This window comes from Gluconacetobacter brunescens (genome assembly GCF_048695475.1).
Taxonomy (GTDB): Bacteria; Pseudomonadota; Alphaproteobacteria; order Acetobacterales; family Acetobacteraceae; genus Gluconacetobacter.
Window position 1 is genome coordinate 83025 of the sequence record NZ_JBLHEN010000001.1, and the last position, 15937, is coordinate 98961.

Annotated in this window: 11 protein-coding genes; 4 read left to right on the forward strand and 7 right to left on the reverse strand. The window is 65.2% G+C overall.

Annotated features, from left to right (window positions below):
* The first annotated feature begins 253 nt into the window (after positions 1 to 253).
* On the forward strand, positions 254 to 1675 hold the full coding sequence (locus tag ACMAUO_RS00375) for a GGDEF domain-containing protein (protein WP_420355028.1): 1422 nt from the start codon (positions 254 to 256) through the stop codon (positions 1673 to 1675).
* A gap of 26 nt (positions 1676 to 1701) precedes the next feature.
* Here the strand turns inward: ACMAUO_RS00375 and ACMAUO_RS00380 are convergent, their stop codons facing one another.
* The gene (locus ACMAUO_RS00380) at positions 1702 to 2277 is read right to left on the reverse strand and encodes a hypothetical protein (RefSeq protein ID WP_420355029.1); all 576 of its coding nucleotides are present in this window, start codon (positions 2275 to 2277) and stop codon (positions 1702 to 1704) included.
* 167 nt (positions 2278 to 2444) lie between these two features.
* Positions 2445 to 3065, reverse strand: a complete 621-nt coding sequence (locus ACMAUO_RS00385; RefSeq protein WP_420355030.1) for a hypothetical protein — start codon at positions 3063 to 3065, stop codon at positions 2445 to 2447.
* A 173-nt stretch (positions 3066 to 3238) separates the two neighbouring features.
* Between ACMAUO_RS00385 and ACMAUO_RS00390 the strand changes: the two genes are divergently transcribed.
* Together ACMAUO_RS00390 and ACMAUO_RS00395 are read left to right on the forward strand one after the other, a co-directional pair.
* Positions 3239 to 3676, forward strand: coding sequence for a Fur family transcriptional regulator (locus ACMAUO_RS00390; protein ID WP_420355031.1), 438 nt, complete (start codon positions 3239 to 3241; stop codon positions 3674 to 3676).
* A gap of 435 nt (positions 3677 to 4111) precedes the next feature.
* Entirely contained in the window at positions 4112 to 5068 is a 957-nt protein-coding gene (locus tag ACMAUO_RS00395) for a hypothetical protein (protein ID WP_420355032.1), read from the forward strand.
* 57 nt (positions 5069 to 5125) lie between these two features.
* Here the strand turns inward: ACMAUO_RS00395 and ACMAUO_RS00400 are convergent, their stop codons facing one another.
* The 5 genes from ACMAUO_RS00400 to ACMAUO_RS00420 all read right to left on the reverse strand — a co-directional run bounded on the left by ACMAUO_RS00400 (position 5126) and on the right by ACMAUO_RS00420 (position 14382).
* On the reverse strand, positions 5126 to 5560 hold the full coding sequence (locus tag ACMAUO_RS00400) for a hypothetical protein (protein WP_420355033.1): 435 nt from the start codon (positions 5558 to 5560) through the stop codon (positions 5126 to 5128).
* A 186-nt stretch (positions 5561 to 5746) separates the two neighbouring features.
* A complete protein-coding gene (locus ACMAUO_RS00405; protein WP_420355035.1) occupies positions 5747 to 7837 on the reverse strand; it encodes a S46 family peptidase in 2091 nt (696 codons plus the stop codon).
* A 144-nt stretch (positions 7838 to 7981) separates the two neighbouring features.
* The gene (locus tag ACMAUO_RS00410; RefSeq protein WP_420355036.1) at positions 7982 to 10189 is read right to left on the reverse strand and encodes a methyl-accepting chemotaxis protein; all 2208 of its coding nucleotides are present in this window, start codon (positions 10187 to 10189) and stop codon (positions 7982 to 7984) included.
* A 405-nt stretch (positions 10190 to 10594) separates the two neighbouring features.
* Positions 10595 to 11947, reverse strand: a complete 1353-nt coding sequence (guaD, locus tag ACMAUO_RS00415; RefSeq protein ID WP_420355037.1) for a guanine deaminase — start codon at positions 11945 to 11947, stop codon at positions 10595 to 10597.
* A gap of 248 nt (positions 11948 to 12195) precedes the next feature.
* On the reverse strand, positions 12196 to 14382 hold the full coding sequence (locus tag ACMAUO_RS00420) for an FUSC family protein (protein WP_473965172.1): 2187 nt from the start codon (positions 14380 to 14382) through the stop codon (positions 12196 to 12198).
* A 136-nt stretch (positions 14383 to 14518) separates the two neighbouring features.
* Between ACMAUO_RS00420 and ACMAUO_RS00425 the strand changes: the two genes are divergently transcribed.
* The gene (locus tag ACMAUO_RS00425) at positions 14519 to 15931 is read left to right on the forward strand and encodes an amidohydrolase family protein (RefSeq protein ID WP_420355038.1); all 1413 of its coding nucleotides are present in this window, start codon (positions 14519 to 14521) and stop codon (positions 15929 to 15931) included.
* Positions 15932 to 15937: the final 6 nt, after the last annotated feature.

The following is a 15937-nucleotide window of genomic DNA, read 5'->3' on the forward strand; positions in this document are numbered from 1 at the left end:
CGCGACATCGGGAATATCTCAATTTCGTCGGGAAAATTTTTAAAAACAAGTGGCGGCCGGGGGAGGTGACGCACGACGCCGTCCGGAAAAATGTTATAACGATAACGTATGGAGTTTTCCGTGCGCCGGCTCTATATTCTGCCGATAACAGCCATTGACCTCTCAACCGTTCGACGGCCGAGACGGCGTGTGCCGGCAGGAACGATGTTGAATGGTGAGACCTTCGCGTCCATGGCTCAGGAACTCCAGGCTGTTGAGCAGATGGCGACCCTTCCGGCCGGCCGAGCAGTCGCACGGGCATGACCTGACCCTGCTGTTTCTTGTGCTGTTTGGCGGTCTCGTCGTGACCACCCGTTTCCTCACCCAGGATAATGACGGATTTTCGGCCTTCTGGCCTGCCAACGCGGTGATGCTGGTCGCTCTGCTGATTCTGCCGGAGCGACGCAGCCTGGCTGTTGTGGCCGGCTGCTGTGCGCTCAATCTGTGCGCCAATTATGGTGCGGGATGGGCCAATGGCGAGTCCGTTGAGGCCAGTCTGCTGAATATCGTGCAGGTTGCGATAGCGGCCCCATTGACGCGGCGGTTCTGCGGAGCCCGGACGGACCTGGCGCGCCTGCCGCGTTTCATCTGTTTTTCGATCATTGCCGTTGCGGCATCCGCGATCGAGGCCGGGCTTGGCGTCCTGGGCGACCGTTTCCTCATGGGCGATCCGGCCCCCTTGCTCCGGGACTGGATCCAATGGGTCGCGTGCGACGCGCTCGGCCTGATCCTCGCCACACCGGTCATCATCCATCTGGTCCGCAATGTGCGCGGGGAGAATGATTACCGGCGAGGCCGGTCGATGATTCTCTCGCTCCTGTGCCTGGCGGTTTCGATCGCCAGTTTCATATGGGGGCGTTCGCCGCTGCTGCTGTTCAGCTATCCCCTCCTGACCATCGTCGGCTTCCGCGCAAGCCCGGTATGGACGTCGGGAACCGTCTTTCTGGTGGCGGTCTGCGCGTCGGCATTCACGCGGCGGGGGTTGGGGCCCATCGCGCTCTTTTCAGGTGACGACCTCATTTTGCGCGAGGTCGGAATACAGGCCTATCTCGTGTCGCTCGTCCTCACGGTCCTGCCCGCGAATGTATCGGTCGATGAAAACCGGCGTTACCTGCGCCGGATGCTCTTCGTGCAGGATCGGCTGCGGCAGGCATCGTCGCATGACGAGCTGACACTGGCGATGAACCGGCGGACGTTCGAGCCGGCGGTCGAGGCACATATGAAACTGTCCTCATCGGGGGCGCTGCTGATCGTCGATCTCGACCATTTCAAGCGCATCAACGATACGCACGGGCATGGTGTGGGGGACGACGTGCTGCGCGCCTTCTCCCAGCGCCTGATCATGGTCCTCCGGGACGTGCACGGCCTGGTCGCCCGCTATGGCGGAGATGAGTTCGTGGCCTTTACACCCAGCGTGCAGACGGTATCGGACCTGGAGGAGCTATGCATCCAGATCCGTCATGAACTGACATTGCCTTACGACCTGCCGGAGGTAGGGGGCTCGGTCACCGCCAGCATCGGGGCCACGCTGTCCGGGCCGGGACGTCAGAGTATCAAGGACATTCTCCGGCGGGCCGATCTCGCGCTCTACAAGACGAAGGCCGCCGGACGGAACGGATATACGCTCATCACCTGACAAGCCGCGTGGATGGTCCGACCGGTTTAAAGGGCCCGGACGGGCGGATCATCCGCCGGGCGCGCCAGGACGGCACCCAGCGACGGGCGTTCGTTCGCCGTCACCTCGCGCAGCCAGTCGGCCACGGAAACCGGTTCATGCCACCACTGGCGGTCCGCGCCGCCGGCATTCCGGCGGGGCAGGATATAGCCCGCGCCGGCGAGGCAGGCCCCCAGCATGGCCAATGCGGCCATCAACAGGTCGGGAATATCCCCTTCCGGGAAGAGAGGACGCAATGCCCGCCTGAGATCGGTGACGCGGCCGTTCTGCGCGATCTCGATGGCGTCGAGCAGATGATGTTCGACCGGTGTGACCATGGGCGCCTGGAGCGGCATGATCCCGGCCAGCCCCATCGTGCCATGCGGCATCCTGGCCGCGGCATCGGCCAGCATCCGGGCGAGATACGGATAATCCTCCGACAGCAGCGAGAGCGGCAGGCGCGCCAGCGTCTCTTCGCGCGACAGGCCGGCCACGGGGCGGCCCGGCATGAAGTGGCGCATCGCATGCACCGCCAGCCGTTCGCCGCGTGAAAGATCGTTCGTGGATGTGTGCTGATGGGTCATGATTATTTCCGATCACTGCCGTGTCGGCTCCCTTGGAGGTTCTTTCCGGGGCCTCCTGCCTGTGCCTTGCAAGGCTATATGCAGATGCGTCGCGTTTGCATTATCAAGATGGCAGGACACCCATGACGAAACAGGGGAGGGCGTCCGGCCATCGGCCGACCCGGCGCCTAATGGACGAGTCCGAGATTTTCCGGATGCGGCCAGTGGTGATGGCTCATGCCCATATCCAGTTCCTGCCACCGCGCCATGGCGACCAGGGCTGCGGTATCCGCATCCTGCGGCCGTGGCGCATCGGCCTCACCGGTTTGCATGTCGATCAGGCGGGGCGGCTGGACGCCGGGGGAGGGCCGGCGGCTGGGCAGCCAGTGTCCCGCGCCGGCCAGGCATGCGGCCAGCACCGTGACGGCGGCTGCGAAGCGCGACTGGACGTAATGATGGGGAAATATCCGCCGCAACGCGGAGCGTACCGCCGCCTCGTTTCCGTTCTGTGCCGCCGATGTCGCGTCCAGAAAACCCTGTTCGGTGGTGGTCAGGATCACGGTGCCGGGCATGCCCACGTCCAGACGCTCCATGCGCAATCCGGCCATCCGGCTCATCGCCGCGCGAAACGCCTCCACGACCCCTTCGAGTTCCGAGCGGAACCCGGCCATGAACAGGCCCGAAGCCACCGGGCGTGCCGATGCGCCGGTGCAGGCGGGCACCTCGCGCCGGGTGACGCACCGGATCATCCAGATGGCCAGCTTTTCGCTGCACGAGAGGTCGTTCACGTCATGCATTGCGTGGCTCATTGGGCACTCCTGGCCGGCGAAGCCGCCGATCTGTTGCTGTATCGCCGCACTATATGCGAACGATTATCATTTGCAAACATGAAATACGCACATCGTGATGATGCCCGCCCCATCCATGGGCCACGCCAATCCATTGGACGCGATTCGCCGGATCGGGCTATGCTGGGGGTGCAATGAAAACAGACGACAGGCTGGACTCCCCGATCGCCGCGATGTGCCGCGAGAAGGGCATGAAACTGACCGGGCAGCGCCGCACGATCGCGCATGTCCTGTCCGAATCCGACGATCACCCCGATGTTGAGGAACTTTATCGCCGGGCCACGGCCGTCGATCCGCATATTTCCATTGCGACAGTGTACCGGACGGTCCGGCTGTTCGAGGAAAAGGGCATCCTGCGCCGCCGCGATTTCGGCGGCGGCCGCGCGCGGTACGAGACGACCGACCACGGGGATCATTTCCACCTGATCGATGTCGACACCGGTACCGTCATGGAATTCGACGACGACGAACTGAAGACGCTTCTGGCGGAAATCAGCGCCCGGATGGGCTATGAGGTCGCGACGACCCGCCTGGAACTCTACGGCCGCCGCAAGAAGAAAAAAGGCCGATAATCCGGCTGGTATAAGGCCGGCCCTACGCGCCTGACCTGAAATGCGCGCTGGCGGCGATCCAGCGCGCGTTTCCTGTGCTTCGGTGCTCACGGCCATCAAGGCCGCTCCGCTCCGATGCTCGGAAACACACGCCGGGCGCGGCCCGTTCCGGGCCGCTCTCGCTCGCCAGCCCACATTTCAGGTCAGGCTCTGAGATGGTTCCAGGCAGGCGATCATGAAGGCTCCGCTTCCGGCGAGGTGAAGGGTGTCTTCATTCTTCGTATTGCAATTGCGATGCGGTCGCAATAATGATCGGAGGCCCACGGGGCATCCGGCAGTCGCCCGACCGTCGATTTCCCAACCCGTTCCCGTGGAAACTCAGGCGGCATCGATGGCGCGCTTTCGCTGTCCGATGCCGCTGTTCTCTTTTCGCCTCATGACGGGAAGCTGCTGACGATGAGCGAGACAATCGGTTGCGACGCCTCCTGGCACCTCATGCATTCACAGCCGCCGCTGCTGGTGGATTATTTCGATCCCGGCCGTGGATTTGCCGGGCAGATCAACAGGCTGGTCAGCCGGTTCCAGACGGTCCAGGCCGTGTGCCAGAATGGCGAGGGGCCGGCGCGCCTGACCGAATTGCGCAACGAACTGGCCTTCCATCTGGTCAAGATGTCGCGCTGGTGGGGGTTCGATTTCTGCCCGCTGGGCCTGACGGGGGTGCGCAATCCGCTGTTCATGACCTACGTGAAGGCGCATGCGGCCCGGTCGGTCGAGGATGAATCGCTGCTCGATCTCTTCACCGTGCAGCGTCACATGCACGGGGGCGATCCGGGCCATATCCTGGTTCTGGGCCGGGACCCCGAGAGCAGCGGCACGCTGTCGATTCTCTATGGCGTCGACGGCCAGAAATCCTTTCGCTTCACGACCGGGGCCAGCGGTGGCGCGATCGAATGGTATCGCCACAGCTACCCCGATTTCGTCAGCGCGTGGCTGGCGGCATGGACCTATCACTGCCCGGCTGGCCATGTCTGTGCGAACATGCGCGAGCATCTGGCCGCCGAGCGCGAACATGCATGGGCGCGAAGCTGGCACCGCCAGCATTTCCACCGCACGGGCGGGAGCCTGATCGTCCGGCTCTATCTCGATGCGATGAGCCAGCTTTCGGCGTGCCAGTCCCGTTTCGGCCGGGCGGAATTCGAATCCATCGTGAACGCCATCGCCTTCAAGATCGTGCGGCATGCGGTCGAGCGGCGGATTGCCATCGCCAGCCTGCTCGCTGAAGGCAGCGCGCGGGAAATGAGCCAGCGTGTGGTCGATGTCATCAGGCAGCGTGCGCGCCTGTATGTCGGCCGGTCGATTGATTCGCTCCAGCGCCCGAAACTGGAGGCGTTGCTCGATCAGTGCGTCCCATGACCTTCGGGAACCTGGGCGAAAATCCGCATGGTGTGCCGCCCCCCCCCGGTCGGATCGTCAGACCGTCAGCGCGGCTTTGTCGGGTTCGACCCAGTGTGATCGTGCCTCGGGGCCGAACAGCGTCTCCTGCGTCCAGTGCGCAAGCAGCCAGTCGCTCCGGCCGGGTGCCCCCGCCATCAGGGCATCCAGGACAGGGCAGAGCGGCATTTCCGCCGGATAACGTGCGAGGAAAGCGCCTGCCGCGCGCATCGAGGCGATGGTGATCGTTTCGTGATAGCCGCTTGAAAGCGTGTTGGCGGTGCCGCTTGCCTCGTTATAGGCGCGGATCAGGCCGCGCATGATGGGCAGTTCCGCCCATTCGGGCCGATGGCGAAGCAGCCACAGGGCCACGGCGAAATGGGCCGCGTGCGTCCATTTCGCCTTCGGCAGGGTGCCGCTCAGAAACCCCGAGACGATATCGTTGATCTCGGTATCGTCGCTGTAAGCGGGCATGGCGGCGTGCCTTCTGGAAAAACCCGTCCGATAGGAAGACGTCGCCGCGATGGGGCGGTGGTTAGCGGATGGCGGCAAGGCGAATTCTTCTTATGCCGCCACGAAAAAGAGAGGAAGGCCGGTCGATGGCCATGCCCCGGGAGCGGGGCATGCCACAACGCGGCCTTCCGGTTACGGGGCGGCCCGTCAGCGATGGCCGCGCACCAGTTCCTCCGCCAGCGCGGGTTCGGCGTAGACCGTGCGGAGTGCGGCGATGATGGCGCTGGTGTCGGTCGAAACGGCGCGGTTGTTGCTGATGTCGTAATACAGGTCACCGGCCAGGCTCGGCAGGTTGCCGTCGAAGATCAGCCCGACCGCATGGCCCTGACGGTCAAGCACCGGCGAGCCGGAATTGCCGCCCACGATATCGTTGGTCGAGACGAAATCGAGATGGGTGGACAGGTCCAGCCGGGCCTTCGCGTCCAGCCAGCGTTTGGGCAGGGCAAAAGGCTCGCTGCCGGTGGCATGGCGATACATGCCGGCAAAATCGGTAAAGGGCGGAATGTTCGCGCCGTCCTGCCGCCAGCCCTGGACCGTGCCGAAGGAAAGGCGCGGCGAGAAGGTGGCATCGGGATAGATCGCATCGAGGCGGCCGGCCGCCTGTGCCTGCGCGAAGCGGGCGCGGGCGATGTCTCCCTCGGCCTTGTGCAGTGGCGCGGACACCTCGTTGAGCATGCGCTCGCGCAGCGCGTCATAGGCAGGGAAGAGCGTGCGGGCGAAGACGATCATCGGATCGGTCGCCTTGTCGATCGCCGCCTGGCCGCCATGCCACAATGCGGTGCGTACGGCGGGGTCCGCCAGCCGGGTCTCCTTCACCAGTCGCGCCGCCACGGCGTCCGGGCTGTCGGTTCCCAGCGCGGTGCGAACCAGCGGATCGTCCGCGCCCAGGATCTGGCGCAGGCTCGTCAATGCCAGGGCGAAAGACGCGGTTTCCAGTTCCGGATAGACGGGCTCGCTGGCGGCAAGCTCGGTTTCGATTTCGCCCAGTTGCGCATCGTGATAGCCGGCATGCCGTTTGGCATCAGGTTTGGCGCGCTCGCGCGCACCTTCGACCAGCGTCATGGCGTCACTGGCCAGACCGTGCAGGGCCATATGCAGCGCGAGATTGCGGGCGAACAAATCCTTCTGCACGGCGATCGCCTTGTCCACGACCGCGAAAGGCTGTCCATATTCGGCGCGCCGCGCCGGGTCCGCGTCGATCCAGGCTTGCAGGGCCGCATCCTCCTTCGCCCGCTGGGCGACGATATCGCTCGATCGCAGGGCGGCTTCGGTGCCGGAATAGGATTTCAGCGCGTTCTGCACACCGAACAGCGTGTCCTCGGCCTGCCTGGCATGTTCGGCACTTTCGCGCGCATATTGCCAGAGCATGCCTTCGCGCACCGAGAAGATGTCGATAACGGCCGGATTGGCGATGTCGCGCTGAAAGGCCAGGGCGGCCGCGGGCAGGCCGCGCTGGGTGCGGCCCGGATTGCCCGAGGTGAAGACGAGGTCTCCGGCCTTGGGGCCCTTGGGGTCGAACTGTAGGTAGGGCGTGTGGACCGGCTTGCCGTCCTCGTACACCCGCAGCATCGACAGATCGATATCATAGCGCGGATAATTGAAATTGTCGGGGTCGCCACCGAAGAACGCGATATCCTGCTCGGGCGCCATCACCACCCGCACATCCTTGTAGCGGCGATAGCGGTACAGCGCCGTCTGGCCGCCATGATAGAGGGCCACCATGTCGCAGCGCCAATGTTCGGCGTCGCCAGCGGCGCAATCCTTGGTCAACCGGCCCTCGACCTCCTGCACGGCGGCGTTATAGGCCGCGCCCTGCCGCCCCTTCGTCGCCTGCGCGACCTGGGACGAGACGTCGGTGATGCCGTCGAGCCGGTCGAGTTCCATGCCGGGGCACTGGCGTTCCTCGGCGAGCGACTGCGTGTGGAACCCGTCACGGAAATAATCATGCGTCTTGTCCGACAAGGCGGACAGGCATGAATTGGCGCAATGGTGATTGGTCATGACCAGCCCGTCCGCCGAGACGAACGAGGCGGAACAGCCTTCGGCCAGCCGGGCCGACGATTGCACGACGTGCTGGATCCATGCCGCATCCGGCTGAAACCCGTAGCTCTTCTGCAAGGTGGCTTTCGGAAGGTGGTCGAATGTCCACATGCCTTCGTCCGCACGGGCGCTGACGGAGCCCGCCAGAAGGGACAGCATCGCACCCGACAGCAGAAGATATGATTTTGCGAATGGCATACGCGCATCTCATCATTAAGTTATAATATAACGTTATGCACGAGTTCATATCGCGCGCCAACACGCGAATCCTCCTTGGAGACGGGCCGCCCCATCGGTCGCGTCATGCGTGGGGTGGGCGCGACCCTTCCCGTCAGGGCGTTGTCATGCCTTGTTCCGGGGCCGGTAGGGAACGAGATTCGTGCTGTCCGGCAGGCGGAAGCGGCCGACGAGCGCGGTCATCCTGTCCGTCTCGCCCGCCAGGCGGCGGGAGGCGGTGCGGGAATGTTCGGCAACGGCGGCATTGCGCTGCGTCACCTGGTCCATATCGCTGACCGTGATGTTGATCTGGGTCAGGGTGGCGGACTGTTCCTGTCCGGCCGTCAGGATCTGGTTCAGATTATCGCTGATTTCGGCGATGAATCGTGAAATATCATGAAGCGCCTTGCCTGTTTCGGTCACACGTTTCGAGCCGGTCTTGATGTCCGATGTCGTGGTCCTGACCAGGGTGCCGATTTCCTTGGCGGCCTGGGCGCAGCGTTGCGACAGGGCCCGCACCTCGCTGGCGACGACGGCGAAGCCCTTGCCCGCATCGCCGGCCCGCGCGGCCTCGACGGCGGCGTTCAGCGCCAGGATATTGGTCTGGAAGGCGATGATGTCGATCGTCTCGATGATGGCGACGATCTGTTGCGCGTTGTCCTCGATCCGCAGCATGGCCGCCTGGGTCTGCTGCATGATGTCGGACGAACTGCTGGCGGAACCGCGCGCCTGCACGCCGATCTTCTGCGCATCGCTGATCTGCTGGACGGATTCGCCGACGCTTTCGGTCAGCTCGTTGACTGCCGCCGCGGTCTGCTCCAGCGAGGCGGCCTGTTGCTCGGTCCGTTTGGCCAGGGTTTCGGCTTCGGTCGCGAGTTGCGCGGTGCTCTTGCTGATGCTGCGGCCCATGCCGGCGATTTCGGACAGCGCCTCGGCGAGCCGGCGTACCGACTGGTTGAAATTCTGCCGCAGGGGCTCGAATTCGGGCGGCAGGGCGGTGTCGATCTGGCAGGAGAGGTCGCCCCTTGCCAGCTTGTCCAGGCCCTCGCCCATGGTCTTGATGACGTTGTTGATATTCCTGATCTTGGTTTCTTCTTCCTGCCGCGTCTTTTTCTGGAGCTGCTCGTGCTGGGCCCGGGCTTCCGCCGCGCGCGTTTCCGCCTCCCGGCCGCGCAGCAGCGTCTTGCGAAAGCCTTCCAGCCCCTGGGCGACCCTGCCGATTTCGTCGCCGCGCCCGGTACCGGGAACACTCTTGTCGTATTGGCCCATGGTCAGATCGGAAACCGCCGCCAGCAGGTTGCGGAACGGCGCCTTGATCAGTTTCCGCGAGATGAAATAGACGACGAGAACGGAAAGAATCATCAGCACCACGCCCGAGATCAGCAGCGCGACGATGTTGTCCGTCACCGGCGCATCCAGCGCGGCGCGGGGAATGTCGACGACGAGGGTCCAGACATTGCTGAAGCCGGGGATCTGGAAGGGAACCATCACCCGTTCCAGATCGCCGTCATGGAAGCCGCGGATGATCCGGACCTTGCGGCTGGAAATTGCCTGCGACAGCTCGGCTTTTCCGTCATCCCGGTAGGGCTGGAGCAGGCGTTTCCTGTCGGGATGTGAAATCCAGACCATGTCCTGCGACAGAAGCGAGATGCTCTTGCTGCCGAAGACGTCGGAACTGCCGAGGAGGGTCACGATCCAGTCCAGGGGGGTGTCGATCCCGGTCACGCCGATCTTCTTGCCGTCGAAGACCAGCGGATAGGAAAACGAGATCATCTCCACGCCGCTGCCTTCGTCGATATAAGGCTCCGTCAGGATCGGCGTGCCGCTTGCCATCGGCTGGGTGAACCAGCTCTGGCTGTAATGCTCGTCGACGGCGTTGAAATCGATCGATCCGTCCGGCTTGCGGACATAATAGGGATTGAGAATGCCGTGGCTGTTGGTTCCCGGCGCATTGAACATCTTCTGCCCGTCGAACCCGCCGGGGATTTCCTCCATCCACACGGCATAGAGGTTGGGCGAGCGGACCTCGGCCTCGCGGAGCAGGCTGACGATCTCGGCCCGGCTGGCCGTTCCGGCCTTGTGGCTTGCTTCCAGGGCCACCTTGTTGGCGCGCGCGATATCGTTCTGGTCCAGCAGCCGCCGGGTGATCTGGTCGACCAGGATCTGGCTGCGGGAGGTCGCCTCCGAAAAAACGCTTTTTTCAACTTGAGACTTCATCATCCAGGCCGAGATCGTCATGGCCACGACCTGTATGGCGATGAAGGCGAGCCCGCATATCAGAACAATTCGTGCAGACAGGTTGTTCCATGAACGACGTTCTGAATGACCGGGCATAAAAAGCATTATCCTTTTTTGGTCTCGTGACTTTCCGGGAACGAAATCACATTCCCTCTTCGGGCCTGTCGATGCGGATCATTGCGTCGGTGGTGTTGGAATCAGGGCATATCCGCCAGACGACACGGACAGGACAACGGCTGACCGTACCAGGCTTCGACGGAGAGGTTCGGAACCGCCCGCCGCGTCATGCCGGGCGGCCGGTGGTAAACGGGCATGTCATGGAGTGAGTCCGACATGACGATCCTGAATGTTAACAGTCAGCTAACCTAACATATCGTTCGCTTATGTAAATGAAGTAATGCACCCGCTCTCCGAGCCCGTCCGGATATGTGAGCCGGTGAGCCCGCGACCGACCGCCCCCGCCGCGAAGCACGGGAAACCGGCCGTTGGCGTGCGGTTCCTTCAGGCCGGCTGGCCGGCCGGGGCGTCGCGATCGTGAACCAGCGTGCCCGCCACATAGGTGGCGCGGACGCTGCGGTCGTCGCCCAGCATCATCAGCACGAACAGCAGGTCCTCGATCGTTTCGCACTGTTCGGCACGCTGCGCCATCAGCGGCGTGGCGCGCGGGTCGAGCACGCACAGATCGGCTTCCATGCCGGGCGCGATGGTGCCAATCCGGTCGTCCAGATACAGCGCGCGGGCGCCGCCGGCCGTGGCCAGCCAGAAGGCCTGGGCCGGGTGCAGGCGCCGGCCGGTCGATTGCGCGACCTTGTAGGCTTCGTTCAGCGTCTGCAATTGCGACAGGCTGGTGCCGGCGCCGACATCGGTGCCCAGGCCCACGCGCACCGGCCGGCGTGGATCGAGCGCGTCGAACAGGCGGAAGGCGCCGCTGCCCAGGAACAGGTTGGAGGTCGGGCAGTGCGCCAGCGCGCAGCCGGCCGCATGGCAGGTATGGAACGTGCCTTCATCGACATGGACCCCGTGGCCCAGCACGCTGCGCGGCCCGACCAGCCCGGCATGGGCATAGACGTCGAGATAGGAGGCACGGTTGGGAAACAGATGGCGGATCCATTCGATCTCGGCCAGGTTTTCCGACAGGTGCGTCTGCATGAACAGCCCTTCGCGCTGGCGCAGCAGGCTGCCCGCAAGGTCGAGCTGTTCTTCGGTGCTGGTGGCGGCGAAGCGCGGGGTAACGGCATAGAGCTGCCGCCCGTTCTGGTGCCAGCGGTCGATCAGGGCCAGGGAGTCGTCATAGCCACCCTGGGGCGTGTCGCGCAGGTTGGCGGGCGCGTTGCGGTCCATCAGCACCTTGCCCGCGACCATGCGGGTATTCAGGCGCGCCGATTCGGTAAAGAACGCATCGACCGATTGGGGGTGGACCGTGCAGTACACGGCGGCACTGGTCGTGCCGGCACGCAGCAGTTCGCGCAGGAAGCGCCGCGCCACGTCCGATGCGTAATCCGGGTCGGCATAACGGGCCTCGGTGGGGAAGGTGTATCGCTCCAGCCATTCCAGAAGCTGCTCGCCATAGGCCGCGATCATGGGCAGTTGCGGATAATGGACATGGGTATCGACGAACCCGGCCGAAATGATCCTGTCGCCCCAGTGCGTGACCGGCGTGCCGGGCGGCAGCGTGTCGCGCAGCGCATCGAAGGCCCCGAACCGCGTGATGCGCCCTTCCTCGATCAGGATCAGCGCGTCTGGTTCATACACCAGCGACCGGGCCGGATCGTCCAGGAACGGGTTGGCGCCGAAGGTAACGGCGCGCCCGCGCAGGGCATGGCGGGCGGGCGTGGGGGGCAGGGACGGAATCATGATCGGTACTCGGTCTGGCTTTATCCGATCAGTGTTGCCTGTTTATGCCGACAGGAAAAGGCGGCGCGCCGGTGACCAGGCTCAAGAGGCTGTTTCAAAAGCTCTGATGGTGAGTGGAAGCATGGCTTAAGCCATGCGTCTGGCGGTGGTTTGCGAGCATCGGAGCGGAGCGGCCTTGATGGCCGCCCGCCGCGAAGCGCAGGAAACCGCCGTCAGGCCGCCGCCAGCGGGGCTTTTGAAGCAGCCTCTCAGGTGGGAGGACGATAGGACGACGACGCATCGAGGAACGTCGCATTGGCGTCCAGTTCGTTCGAGATGACCAGCAGATACGCGATGGCGCGGGTCAGTTCGATGCGGGCACCGATATTGGGCTCGCGGGCCTCGATGCCGCGCAGGCTGGCCACGGCAAGGCGGGCCGCCTGCGCGGTGCGGCCATGCTTTCCGGTCAATCGCGCCATCCGGCGCAGGACCAGCAGCAGCGGGCGATGCGCCTGGAGCGGGAGCTGGTCGCGGGCCAGCACGGTGCGCACGCGGATGATGTTCAGCCCGATCGTCATGACCGACAGCGTGCCTTGCAGATAGGCTTCGATGGTCGGTGTCGGGGTGGGGCCGGCATGGCGGATCAGCCGGGCGAACCGGTCGGTGTTCAGCCCGATCCAGTCATGGGTCTGCGGAATCGGCATCGCCGACGCCAGGTGATGCAGGTCGTACAGATTATGTTCGCGCATGCGCAGGCGCTCGGCCCGGCTGCTGAAGGGCAGGATGGTGCGGAAGATCAGCACCGAGAAGCCGATGCTGGCCAGCAGCGAGAGCGAGGAATTGAAATACGCGATCTCGTTCAGCCGGCCCTGGTTCGACGGGCCGATCAGGTTGGAGAGGAAGAGGGTATAGGACGCGGCGGCGCCGGCGGTGGCCGGGTTGCGGGTGGCCAGCCCGCCCGCGATCATCGGCGGCGCCAGACAGGCCGCCAGAACCTCGAAATCCGCCGGATGCGGCAGGACCAGCATGACCAGCACGAACGAGACCCCGACCGCCCATACCGCGCCGAGCAGGAAGTTCATGGTGCCCAGGACCGGGTTTTCGCGGGTCGCGAACAGGCCGCAGGTCAGGGCGACCATGATGATGAAGGCCAGGCCGCTCGGCCAGGCGGTGATTTCCCAGATCAACCCGGCCGAGGTGATCGCGACGGCGGCGCGGATGCCGTTATGGGCCGCTTCCTTGAGGTCGCGATGCGATTTCAGGCGGAAATGGAAACGGTCGCCACGGATGACGCGGTGGCTGGCATCGAATTCCTCCAGCGCCTGCTGGAGTTCCGCCAGCAATTCCTCCAGCGCGCTGTGCAGGATGCGTCCGTCGAGCAGCGACTGGATCTCGGGACTGTCGGGCGGGTGCTGGCCGTTGCTTTCCTCGGTCAGCGCATTCACGATCTGCTGGCGGCAGACACCGCGCAGCGAACGCAGGTCGCCCAGCACCGCCGGCAGGTCCTCATCCTGGTTCAGGCGGGGCGGCAGGCCCTGGAGAAAGGTGCGCACCAGCAGCGACGTTTCGGTAAAGCCCGGATGGGCCGTGCCCAGCGCGCGCAGGCGCGCGGTCATGCCCAGCCCGCGCGACAGCAGCACCGAGACCGTGGCCAGGGCGGCGCGGGCATGGTCGCCCTCGTGCCCATGCGGACCCATCTCGATCTCGCTGAACTCGATCTGGTCGTTGATCGTCAGGATGGTGCCGAACAGGGCGCGCGAGCGCACGAAGGCTTCCTCGTTGCCGGCCAGCAGCTCGGCGATGGCGCCGGAGGAACTGGTCAGGGCCGAGAGCAGCTTCTCGCGGATATTGCGGCGCGCGGTATCGGCCAGATTGTGCGACAACAGGCCGGCGATCAGGCTTTCGCACGCAATGCCCAGCACGATGTAGGTCGAGCGCGACATCGCGATCATGAACACGTTGTTCGGGTCGCGCACGGCATCCAGCGCGATGATGGCGCAGGTATAGCCCGACAGTACCAGCGCGTACGACCGGAAGTTGCGCACCAGGGTCGCCACGCTGCAGCACAGGCCGATCCATATGCCGATCGCCGGAAAGAACAGCCACGGCGCCTGTGGAAACGCCGCCACCAGCGTGACGGCGGAAACGGCGCCGATGGCGGTGCCGACCAGGCGCCATCGCGCCTTCGACAGGCTCTCGCCGCGCGACCCCTGCGCCACGATCCACACGGTCATCGGCGCCCATTGCGGGTCGTCCAGTTCCATCCACATCGCCAGGATCAGCGACAGGATGGCGGCGGCGGTGGTGCGCAGCGCGAAGCCGACCGCCTCGGCCTTGGGGGCATACAGCCATCGCAGATGGCTCAGCCGCCCGGCTCCGGGTGGCCGGAGAGTCGGCGGGCGCCATGACAGGAGGCGATCCAGCATGCTGAGGGCAAAGGCGGGCAAGACGGGCACGGCGCGTGGGGTATCCGGCGGCAGGGGGCTAATCACGATTACACTAGGTCACGCTTCTCCGGGACGATAGCCAAGCCGTGTATATCAGTCATAAGCGTCGGAAGTCGCATGGCTGATTCGTCACGGGGAGAGATGAATGACCGATCAATGGCCCGGCCTGCCTCGTTCGGGCCCGCATGCGTGGGCGGACCTGCGAAATAGCGTGGTGGCCGGCGACTGGTTCCATGCCCCGGCACCCGGCCGACTGGAGCGGATGGCGGGCGGATTGCTCGAAATCGGCGCCGATGGCCGGATCGTCGCGGTCTGCCATGCGGGCAGCGAAGGGCACCGGACGATGGCACGGCAGGCGGCACGGGCGGGCCGGCTGGTGACGCTGGACGGACTCCTGATCCCCGGCCTGGTCGACCTGCATGTTCACGCACCGCAATATCCGCAACTGGGCAAGGGGCTGGACCAGCCGCTGGAGGTCTGGCTGCAACGCTATACCTTCCCGCTGGAGGCGCGCTATGCCGACCGCCTGTTCGCGCGGTCGGTCTATCGGCGCCTCGTGGCCGACCTGCTGGCGGGGGGCACCACCACGGCGCTGTATTTCGCCAGCCGGCATGTCGAGGCGACATGCGAACTGGCCGATGCCTGCATCGCGGCCCGGCAGCGGGCCCTGGTGGGGCGGGTGGTGATGGACAATCCCGACCAGTGCCCGGATTTCTATCGCGACGCCTCGGTGGCCGAGGGCGTGGCCGCCACGCAGGCGGTGGCGGCGCATATCGCGGCCCATCCCGGCAATGCCGGATGGGTGCGGCCGGTGATCACCCCGCGCTTCCTGCCCTCATGCACCGATGACATGCTGCGGGCGCTCGGCCATCTGGCGGGGGCATGCGGCTGCCATGTGCAGACCCATTGCGCCGAAAGCGACTGGGCGCGCGACTACGGCCAGGCCCGTTTCGGGCGCGGCGATATGGAAACGCTGGACCGTTTCGGCCTGCTGACCCGCCATACGGTGCTGGCCCATGGCAATTTCATCACCGGGTCCGACATGGACCTGCTGGCCAGGCGGGGTGGGGCGGTGGCGCATTGCCCGCTGTCGAACGCCTGGTTCGCCAACGCGGTCTTTCCGCTGCGCGCCGCGCTGGACAAGGGCGTGCGGGTGGGGCTCGGCACCGATATCGCGGGCGGCCCTTCGGCGTCGATGATGGATGCCATGCGCATGACGGTGGCCGCGTCGCGCCTGCTGCGCGACGGCGTGGACCCCGATCGGCCGGCGGCGAAGCGCGGCCGGCCGGGGAGCGCGGTGGACATGATGACGGCGTTCCATCTGGCCACGGCGGGCGGCGGCGATGCGCTGGACCTTCCGGTGGGCCGCTTCGCCCCCGGCCAGCATTTCGACGCCCTGCGCATCGACCCCGACGCGCCGCTGGGCACCATGCGGCTATGGGGCGACGAGAGCGACGAGGATTTGCTGGCCACGGCGCTCTATACGGCGTCGCGCGCCAATATCACCCATGTCTGGACCGACGGGCAGCAGACGGGGCAGGCGCCACGGCCCGAATAATGCGGC

Coding starts and splice junctions, on each gene's coding strand:
- ACMAUO_RS00380 (WP_420355029.1), bottom strand. CDS start 2,277: ATGACCCATCAGCACACATCCACGAACGATCTTTCACGCGGCGAACGG.
- ACMAUO_RS00405 (WP_420355035.1), bottom strand. CDS start 7,837: ATGCCATTCGCAAAATCATATCTTCTGCTGTCGGGTGCGATGCTGTCC.
- ACMAUO_RS00410 (WP_420355036.1), bottom strand. CDS start 10,189: ATGCCCGGTCATTCAGAACGTCGTTCATGGAACAACCTGTCTGCACGA.
- ACMAUO_RS00425 (WP_420355038.1), top strand. CDS start 14,519: ATGACCGATCAATGGCCCGGCCTGCCTCGTTCGGGCCCGCATGCGTGG.
- ACMAUO_RS00395 (WP_420355032.1), top strand. CDS start 4,112: ATGAGCGAGACAATCGGTTGCGACGCCTCCTGGCACCTCATGCATTCA.
- ACMAUO_RS00400 (WP_420355033.1), bottom strand. CDS start 5,560: ATGCCCGCTTACAGCGACGATACCGAGATCAACGATATCGTCTCGGGG.
- guaD (WP_420355037.1), bottom strand. CDS start 11,947: ATGATTCCGTCCCTGCCCCCCACGCCCGCCCGCCATGCCCTGCGCGGG.
- ACMAUO_RS00385 (WP_420355030.1), bottom strand. CDS start 3,065: ATGAGCCACGCAATGCATGACGTGAACGACCTCTCGTGCAGCGAAAAG.
- ACMAUO_RS00390 (WP_420355031.1), top strand. CDS start 3,239: ATGAAAACAGACGACAGGCTGGACTCCCCGATCGCCGCGATGTGCCGC.